The sequence below is a fragment of the Pseudomonas frederiksbergensis genome (assembly GCF_035751725.1).
GTDB lineage: Bacteria > Pseudomonadota > Gammaproteobacteria > Pseudomonadales > Pseudomonadaceae > Aquipseudomonas > Aquipseudomonas frederiksbergensis_A.
The window spans coordinates 5,993,861-6,001,468 of the sequence record NZ_CP142104.1; the positions used below are offsets into that span (position 1 = coordinate 5,993,861).

The window sequence follows — 7,608 nt, forward strand, 5'->3', positions numbered from 1 at the left end:
TGTGTTCCCAATCATGCCGTGCGGCGCAGTATCAGCAGATGGCGTTGGCCTTGGCAACCGGGGACGGCCAAGGCGTGTTCGCTATCGAGGTGGAAGTCTGCCGGCAATGCTACCAGCTCATCGGCCGGATGAACGCCCTTCATTGCCAGCCAGCGCGTATCGGCATCGCCCAGGTGGCGAGTCCAGTTGCTGAAGTTCTCCATGCTGCTGAACGCCCGGGAGATGATCCCGTTGAACGGCTCGGCAGGCTGGAACGCTTCGACGCGGCTGTGGATAACTTGCAGGTTATCCAGCTTGAGCTCAAGTTTGACCTGGGTCAGGAAGCGGGTTTTCTTGCCGTTGCTGTCCAAACAGGTCACTTGCGAGTCGGGAAACAGGATCGCCAGCGGAATGCCCGGCATGCCACCGCCGCTGCCGACATCCAGCCAACGACCGTTTTCGATGAAGGACATGACGCTGAGACTGTCGAGCAAATGCCGCGAGACCATTTCATCCGGATCGCGCACGGCGGTCAGGTTGTAGGCCTTGTTCCATTTGATCAACAGCGCCAGGTAACCCAGCAGTTGCGTGTGCTGGGCTTCGGTCAGGCTGACGCCGAGCTCACGGGCACCTGTGGATAACTCTGCAGCGTGTTGCGAGGTGACCATCGAACTCAAGCGCTTTGCTCCAACTGGCGGCCCGCGCCGCGTTTTTTCAAATGAATCATCAACAGGGAAATCGCCGCCGGCGTCACGCCGGGAATGCGCGAAGCCTGGCCCAGGGTCTCGGGACGGGTCGCACCGAGCTTGCTCTGGATTTCTTTCGACAATCCGGAAATGCCGGTGTAATCGATATCCACAGGCAGCTTGGTGTTTTCGCTGGCGCGCAGGCGAGCGATTTCATCCTGCTGGCGGTCGATGTAACCGGCGTACTTGGTCTTGATCTCAACCTGCTCGGCCACCTGCGGATCTTCAGCGCCCTGGCCGGTCACTTCCACCAGCCCGGCATAATCGATTTCCGGACGGCTCAAGAGGTTGAGCAGGTTGTATTCGTGGGTCAGTGGCGTACCGAATTTCGCCGCGATGGCATCACCTTGCTCAGTACCGGGACGAACCCAGGTGTTTTTCAGGCGCTGCTCTTCCAGCTCGATGCTCTCGCGTTTCTTGCAGAACGCGGCCCAGCGCGCGTCGTCCACCAACCCCAGTTCGCGACCTTTCTCGGTCAAGCGCAGGTCGGCGTTGTCTTCACGCAGGATCAGGCGATATTCGGCGCGGGAGGTGAACATCCGATACGGTTCCTGAGTGCCCAGGGTAATCAGGTCATCCACCAGCACACCGATGTACGCCTCATCGCGACGCGGGCACCACGCTTCTTTGCCCTTGGCGAGCAGTGCGGCGTTGGCACCGGCGAGCAAACCCTGGGCACCCGCTTCTTCGTAACCGGTGGTGCCGTTGATTTGCCCGGCGAAGAACAGACCGCCGATGACTTTGGTTTCCAGGCTGTACTTCAGATCGCGCGGATCGAAGTAGTCGTACTCGATCGCATAACCTGGACGCACGATGTGCGCGTTCTCCATGCCACGGATCGATTGCACGATCTGCAACTGCACGTCGAACGGCAGGCTTGTGGATATCCCGTTCGGATACAGCTCATGGGTGGTCAAACCTTCCGGTTCGATGAACACCTGATGGCTTTCCTTGTCGGCAAAGCGATGGATCTTGTCTTCGATCGACGGGCAATAGCGCGGGCCTACACCTTCGATTTCACCGGCAGCGGAATACATCGGCGAACGATCGAGGTTCGCCGCGATGATTTCGTGGGTGCGGGCGTTGGTGTGGGTGATCCAGCAACTGACCTGGCGTGGATGCTGTTCCTTGTTACCCATGAATGACATCACCGGGATCGGAGTATCGCCAGGTTGCTCGGTCATCACCGAGAAATCCACGGATTTGCCGTCGATGCGAGGTGGCGTACCGGTTTTCAGGCGCCCGACACGCAATGGCAACTCACGCAGACGGTGAGCCAGAGCAATCGACGGCGGATCCCCGGCGCGACCGCCGGAAAAATTCTGCAAACCGATGTGGATAAGTCCGCCGAGGAAGGTCCCGGTGGTCAACACCACGGAATCGGCGAAGAAACGCAGGCCCATTTGTGTGACGACACCGCGTACCCGGTCCTGTTCAACGATCAGGTCATCGGCTGCTTGTTGAAATATCCACAGGTTCGGCTGGTTTTCCAGGATTTCGCGGACAGCGGCCTTGTACAGGACTCGGTCGGCCTGGGCGCGGGTTGCGCGCACGGCTGGGCCTTTGCGGCTGTTCAATACACGAAACTGGATGCCACCCTTATCAGTGGCAATGGCCATCGCGCCGCCAAGGGCATCGATTTCCTTGACCAGGTGGCTTTTGCCGATGCCACCAATGGCAGGGTTGCAGCTCATGGCTCCGAGGGTTTCCACGTTATGCGTCAGCAACAGGGTCTTGGCCCCCATGCGTGCTGATGCAAGTGCTGCCTCGGTACCGGCATGACCGCCGCCGATGACGATCACTTCAAAACGGGAAGGGAAATCCACCACGCACCTCGTGCCTGCTTTATTCAGGTAATTCGGAAATAGGTTTTGAGTCTGGCCCTGGGCGTTTTTCGAGCCAGGTCGGCAAGTATAGGGACTTCGCCCTTTCTAAAGAACCCTTTGCACAAAATTTAACCAGCTGTGGAGAACTTGCGGTTAAAAGAATAAAAAAGAAAGAAATTTATAAAATCTTTGTTTTTATGTTTATTCTTACTGAACCACCTTTCTGTGGATAAACGTCTGTAGGCCTTATTTTACGTTGTGTACAGAGATTCAAAACCCTGTGGTCAGCTGGCCATGAGGGGCTTGGATAACCGGTGTAAGCCTGTGGATGAATGGGCCTGTTATCCACAGAGGCGGTTATCTTCAGTTTTGGAGTGGGTTTATCAACCGACCTCAATGGCAGTTATTCACAGGGCTTAATCCACAGAAAACCGCCGCAATGGACCGCAGCAGCGTCCACAGGTAAGCCGCCATCAAGGGCAATCGTTTCAAAAACAGAGGGGAGGAACCGGGTTTGCGCTGGACTCGAGAGGCTTCGAGGACAAACCCGGTTTGAAAGGGGGGTTATTTACCGATGCAGAAGCTGGAAAAGATCCGCCCCAACAGGTCGTCGGAGCTGAAGGCGCCGGTAATTTCCCCAAGGGAATGCTGGGCCTGCCGAAGGTCTTCGGCCAACAACTCACCCGCCCCCGCCAAGGTCAGCTGCGCGCGACCGTGTTCCAGCGCCGCGCTGGCATGGCGCAACGCTTCAAGATGTCGCCGACGTGCGCTGAAGCTGCTTTCCGAAGTCTGCTCATAACCCATGCACGCCTTGAGGTGCTCGCGCAGCAATTCCAGGCCTTCACCCGCCGACTTCGCGCTCAGGCTGATAGTCACGTGGCCGTCAGTGCTGACCTCGAGGACAATTGCTTCCCCCGTCAGGTCGGCCTTGTTACGAATCAGCGTGACTTTCGATGGGTCCGGGCGAACTTCAAGGAATTCCGGCCACAGTGCAAAGGGATCATCCGCTTCAGGCGCGGTGGCATCTACCACCAGCAACACCCGGTCAGCTTCACCAATGGCCTTGAGGGCGCGTTCAACGCCGATTTTTTCCACTTGGTCGTCGGTATCGCGCAAGCCTGCAGTGTCCACCACGTGCAGGGGCATGCCATCGATGTGGATATGTTCACGCAAGATATCCCGGGTGGTGCCGGCGATCTCGGTGACGATCGCAGCCTCGCGCCCGGCCATGGCATTCAGTAGGCTGGATTTGCCGGCGTTCGGTCGTCCAGCGATCACCACGGTCATCCCGTCACGCAACAACGCGCCTTGGCCCGCTTCACGAAGCACTGTGGATAACTCATCGCGCACCTTGTCGAGCATGCTCAGCACATGGCCATCGGCGAGGAAGTCGATTTCTTCTTCCGGGAAATCGATCGCGGCCTCGACATAGATCCGCAGGCCGATCAATTGCTCGGTGAGGTTATGCACCCGTTGGGAAAACGCCCCCTGCAAGGATCGCAATGCGTTGCGGGCCGCTTGCGCGGAGCTCGCTTCAATCAAATCGGCAATCGCCTCGGCCTGGGCCAGGTCGAGTTTGTCGTTGAGAAAGGCCCGTTCACTGAATTCCCCCGGTCGCGCCAGGCGACAGCCCAGCTCGAGGCAACGCTTGAGCAGCATGTCCAGGACAACTGGGCCGCCGTGGCCCTGCAGTTCCAGTACATCTTCGCCGGTGAATGAGTTAGGCCCCGGGAAATACAAGGCCAGTCCTTCATCCAACACTTGCTGCTGCCCATCAAGGAACGGCCCGTAGTGAGCGAACCGCGGTTTGAGTTCACGGCCGCTGATAGCCTTGGCCGCGACACTGGCCAACGGCCCGGAAATGCGGACAATGCCTACACCGCCGCGACCTTGGGCGGTGGCGACGGCGGCAATGGTTTCACGCGGTGCGCTCATAAAGCGGTATCCAGACAAAAGTGACAGATAGCAAGACGCCCCACTAGGGGGCGTTTTGTGTGGTTATCCACAGAGCAAGTTACGCCTCGGCTTTTTTCGTTGCCGCTTCGATCTTACGCGTGATGTACCACTGCTGCGTAATGGACAACACGTTGTTCACAACCCAGTACAGCACAAGACCGGCCGGGAACCACAGGAAGAAGAAGGTGAAGATGATTGGCATCATTTTCATCACCTTCGCCTGCATCGGGTCCGGAGGTGTCGGGTTCAACTGCTGCTGGATGAACATGGTGGCGCCCATGATGATCGGCAGGATGAAGAACGGATCCTTGATCGACAGGTCGGTAATCCACAGCATGAACGGTGCCTGACGCATTTCCACGCTTTCCAGCAGAACCCAGTAGAGGGCGAGGAAAACCGGCATCTGTACGAGAATCGGCAAGCAACCACCCAGCGGGTTGATCTTCTCTTTCTTGTACAGCTCCATCATGGCCTGGGACATTTTCTGCCGGTCATCGCCATGCTGTTCTTTCAAGGCAGCCAGTTTCGGCGCCACTGCGCGCATGCGCGCCATCGACTTGTAGCTGGCGGCCGACAATGGGAAGAAGATCCCCTTGATCAGCATCGTCAGGAAGATAATCGACCAACCCCAGTTGCCGACAAGGCTGTGGATATGTTGCAGCAGCCAGAAGATGGGCTGGGCAATGAACCACAGGAAGCCGTAGTCGACAGTCAGTTCCAGGCCTGGGGACAACTCTTTCAGTACAGCCTGGCTCTTTGGACCGGCATACAGAATGGCGCTGGTTTCGACTTTCGCACCAGGCGCTGCCGTCAACGCGGGGCCGGTGTAACCGACGATGTAGTTGCCTTTGCTGTCCTTGCGGGTCTGGACGACGTTGCTTTCGCCTTTTTGCGGGATCCACGCGGTTACAAAGTAATGTTGCAACCAGGCAACCCAGCCACCTTGCACGGTTTCTTTCAGCTGGGCCTTGTCCATGTCTTTCATGGACACCTTTTTGTACGGCTCGGAACTTGTCCACAGGGCGGCGCCCAGGTAAGTCGCGGTACCGGTGGCGGTGCTGGAAGAAGGATCGTCGCTGGCGTCACGCTTGAGTTGCGCGAACATCGCGCCGGACCAAGGCTGGGCGCTCTGGTTGTCGATCAGGTAAGAGACGGTTACGTCGTACATCCCACGTTTCACCGTGAAACGCTTGATGTAGTTAACGCCGTCCTTGCTGAACTTCAGGTCCACGACCAGTTGGTCCTGACCGTCAGCCAGTTGATAAACCTTCTTCTCGGCGGAATAAACCGGACGACCGGCCGGGTTGGCGTCCGGACCGTTTGCGCCAATCAAGCCACTTTGGGCCAGATAAGTGCGCTCGTTGCCGTTGTCGAACAACTGGAACGGGATTTCCGGATGGTCCTGGCGACGTGGGTACAGCGGCAGCTTCAACTGGGCGACATCGCCACCTTGTGGATCGATCGCCAGGTCGAGCACATCTGTCTTGACTTGGATCAGATCCTTGCTTGCAGCCACGGGGGCTTCAGCTGGGGCGCTGGTATCGCTTGCCGCGCGCGGAACGTCGTCATTGCTGGCGGTATTATTGCCAGCTGCGGTGTCCGGCAGGCTCGGTGCGGTATTGCTGGCTGCAACATTCTGAGTCGGCAGGGCAGCCTGGCCATAGTCCTGGTTCCACTTAAGGACCATGACGTAGGACACGATTGCCAGGGCGACGATCAGGATCGTGCGTTTGATATCCATGATTACTCGGCCATCGAAGAAGAACGGGAGGTAGGGATAGGCGGAACCGGGTCATAACCGCCGGGATTCCACGGATGACAGCGACCTAAACGACGAAAGGTCAGCCAGCCACCGCGCAGGAGGCCATGATTTTCTATGGCTTCGTACGCGTAGCAGGAACAACTGGGGTAGAAACGACAGTGACTGGCCATCAAAGGACTAATGGCGTAGCGATAAAACTGGATCGGAACGAGTGCCAGTTTACGCATCGGTACTGTCTACCCCTACAGTTTCGGTGTTGACTGCTGGTGCTGGCTTGTTACGGGCCAGGCGCTTCCAGAGCTTGCCGAAATGCTGAATCAATTCGGGGTTTTCTACGTCCCCCAAACCTTTGCGCGCGACGATAACAATGTCCCACCCCACCAGTGAATCCTGGTTCAGGCGAAACGATTCGCGCATCAGACGTTTGAGGCGATTGCGCTGAACGGAGAGTTTTACGCTCTTTTTCCCGATAACCAGCCCGAGCCGGGGGTGATCGAGATCGTTGCTGCGCGCAAGGAGCAGGAGATTTTTCCCCGGAACCTTGCCGGTAGGGGAGTCAAAGACTGCCTTGAAATGCCGGGGGGTAAGCAGACGCTTTTCCCGACTGAAGTCCTGACTCACCTCCAGTGCCGGATTATCAAACTGCCAGACGCGCACGACCTTTGGCGCGACGACGCGACAGGACGGCACGACCATTCTTGGTAGCCATGCGAGCACGGAAACCGTGGGTACGAGCGCGTTTGATAGTGCTTGGTTGGAAAGTACGTTTCATGTCGTGTTACCTGGTTCGTCCACAACGGGCCGGAATGGCCCCCGTTTTAAGAGACCGGGGATTCTAGAGAAAGCAAGCCTCTAGGTCAATTTCCAACCAGTGTTTCCTTTAAATAGATATCCAGCCGTGTTCGGCGGTTTCATCACACCGGGCTAGATATAGAAATAAAGAAGGGAATTATTTAAAGCTTTTCTGTAAAGCTTATAAAAGCAAGGGCGGCACCTATCTGTGGATAACCAAGCTCAGGCCTTGTAATCCGCTGTGTACAGAGAATGACAACTAGGCGGGAAAGCAGTGGCCAGGCTGTGCTGCGCTGTCGGATAAGCTGTGTGTGGAATGCCTGGTTATCCACAGGGAGGTTATCCACCGAGTTTCGCCCCCACTTGTGCAATGCCCTCAGGTGGGGTTATCCACAGAGCTTATCCACCGACCGTTGGTCGTCTTTCCCAGCGTTAACGCATTGATAAATCATGGCCGATGAGCAAGCTGCGTGTGGATAAGTGCACGCCTGCTCGCTACAATGGCCGCTTGTTTTTGCCTCACCGGCTTTCAACTTAGGGGATATCC

General features: G+C 57.2%; 7 protein-coding genes. All 7 read right to left on the bottom strand.

Translation table 11 applies throughout. The annotated features are described in order from the left end of the window. Nucleotides 1-11 precede the first annotated feature (11 nt). The 7 genes from rsmG to rpmH all read right to left on the bottom strand — a co-directional run bounded on the left by rsmG (nucleotide 12) and on the right by rpmH (nucleotide 7,041). Nucleotides 12-647 carry a 16S rRNA (guanine(527)-N(7))-methyltransferase RsmG gene (rsmG, locus tag VQ575_RS27060; RefSeq protein ID WP_325919912.1) on the bottom strand — a complete coding sequence of 212 codons (636 nt, stop codon included), beginning with the start codon at nucleotides 645-647 and terminating at the stop codon, nucleotides 12-14. Between the two features lie 5 nt (nucleotides 648-652). Further along, complete coding sequence (gene mnmG, locus VQ575_RS27065) at nucleotides 653-2,551, bottom strand: tRNA uridine-5-carboxymethylaminomethyl(34) synthesis enzyme MnmG (RefSeq protein ID WP_325918772.1); 1,899 nt, start codon at nucleotides 2,549-2,551, stop codon at nucleotides 653-655. A gap of 564 nt (nucleotides 2,552-3,115) precedes the next feature. After that, entirely contained in the window at nucleotides 3,116-4,486 is a 1,371-nt protein-coding gene (gene mnmE, locus VQ575_RS27070; protein WP_325918773.1) for a tRNA uridine-5-carboxymethylaminomethyl(34) synthesis GTPase MnmE, read from the bottom strand. A gap of 79 nt (nucleotides 4,487-4,565) precedes the next feature. Then, on the bottom strand, nucleotides 4,566-6,248 hold the full coding sequence (gene yidC / locus VQ575_RS27075) for a membrane protein insertase YidC (protein ID WP_325918774.1): 1,683 nt from the start codon (nucleotides 6,246-6,248) through the stop codon (nucleotides 4,566-4,568). Between the two features lie 2 nt (nucleotides 6,249-6,250). Beyond that, nucleotides 6,251-6,496, bottom strand: coding sequence for a membrane protein insertion efficiency factor YidD (gene yidD, locus VQ575_RS27080; RefSeq protein WP_010465488.1), 246 nt, complete (start codon nucleotides 6,494-6,496; stop codon nucleotides 6,251-6,253). Continuing rightward, the gene (rnpA, locus tag VQ575_RS27085) at nucleotides 6,489-6,890 is read right to left on the bottom strand and encodes a ribonuclease P protein component (RefSeq protein WP_039593248.1); all 402 of its coding nucleotides are present in this window, start codon (nucleotides 6,888-6,890) and stop codon (nucleotides 6,489-6,491) included. The genes yidD and rnpA overlap by 8 nt, the downstream gene beginning before the upstream one ends. A gap of 16 nt (nucleotides 6,891-6,906) precedes the next feature. Continuing rightward, entirely contained in the window at nucleotides 6,907-7,041 is a 135-nt protein-coding gene (rpmH, locus tag VQ575_RS27090) for a 50S ribosomal protein L34 (protein ID WP_003213577.1), read from the bottom strand. Nucleotides 7,042-7,608: the final 567 nt, after the last annotated feature.